This window comes from Clostridium estertheticum (assembly GCF_018861295.1).
GTDB classification, from domain to species: Bacteria; Bacillota; Clostridia; order Clostridiales; family Clostridiaceae; genus Clostridium_AD; species Clostridium_AD estertheticum_D.
On sequence record NZ_JAHLDM010000092.1, the window covers coordinates 1 to 884 of the forward strand.

An 884-nucleotide genomic window follows, 5' to 3' on the forward strand; every position below is an offset into this window, starting at 1 on the left:
GGAATTAATGGTTTAAACGAGATCAATTTAATAAGTTATGAGGTAATAACGTATAAAGTAATGTATTTATACAATTTAGTAAACTTTAAAGGTAAAAATTTATATATATACAGTTCAGAAATGGAACTTCTAGATGGTATGATTTCTAACAAATATATATTAAGGGATAATAAGGGTATAAAAGTACGTAGAGATTACAATAACAAGGTAGTAGGAATTTCTCTTAAAGGAAATGTTTTAGATACAAAAAATGACACGGTTAAAATTAATTTAGAAATAGATGGAAATCAAGATATAGGTAAAGCAAGATGGTTTTCATATTCAACGGTTTATTCATCACCAGATGGTACAGGATGGTATTGTATGCCAGAGGTTGGAGATGTAATAAGACTATATTTTCCAGACAATGAAGAAAAAAATGCATATGCAATAAGCTCAGCAAATCTTAAATCAAGTGATAGTGAGAAGCGTAGTGATCCAGCAGTGAAAAGTATAGGAACAAAGTACGGAAAACAAGTGGTAATGAAACCAGGTGCTGTAGAAATTATAGGAAATGGAAATTTACTGATGAGATTAACAGATGATGGTGGAATAGAAATTAATAGTGATAAAAAAATAGTTTTGGATGCTAAAGAAGATATAGAAATAACCGGTGGCGGTAAGATATCGATTCAAGGTGGTAATGGGGTAGATTTAACTCAAGGTGGAGCAAAAATTAACATACAAGATAATGTAACTATGAGTGGTGGAAAGGTTAAGATTGAATAGGTACATGTCAAATGAGGAGGTGTACAAGCAAGCGTGATAATACAAGAAAATAAAGAGGAACTCTTAGCAGAATTTTATGAAAAGTATGTAGCTAATAGATGGATTAATGATTTCCT

1 pseudogene is annotated in these 884 nt (G+C 30.8%); it reads left to right on the plus strand.

What is annotated here, in order from left to right:
* Positions 1 to 768: pseudogene (locus KPL54_RS25805) on the plus strand (phage tail protein); the annotation flags it as partial.
* Between the last annotated feature and the right edge of the window lie 116 nt (positions 769 to 884).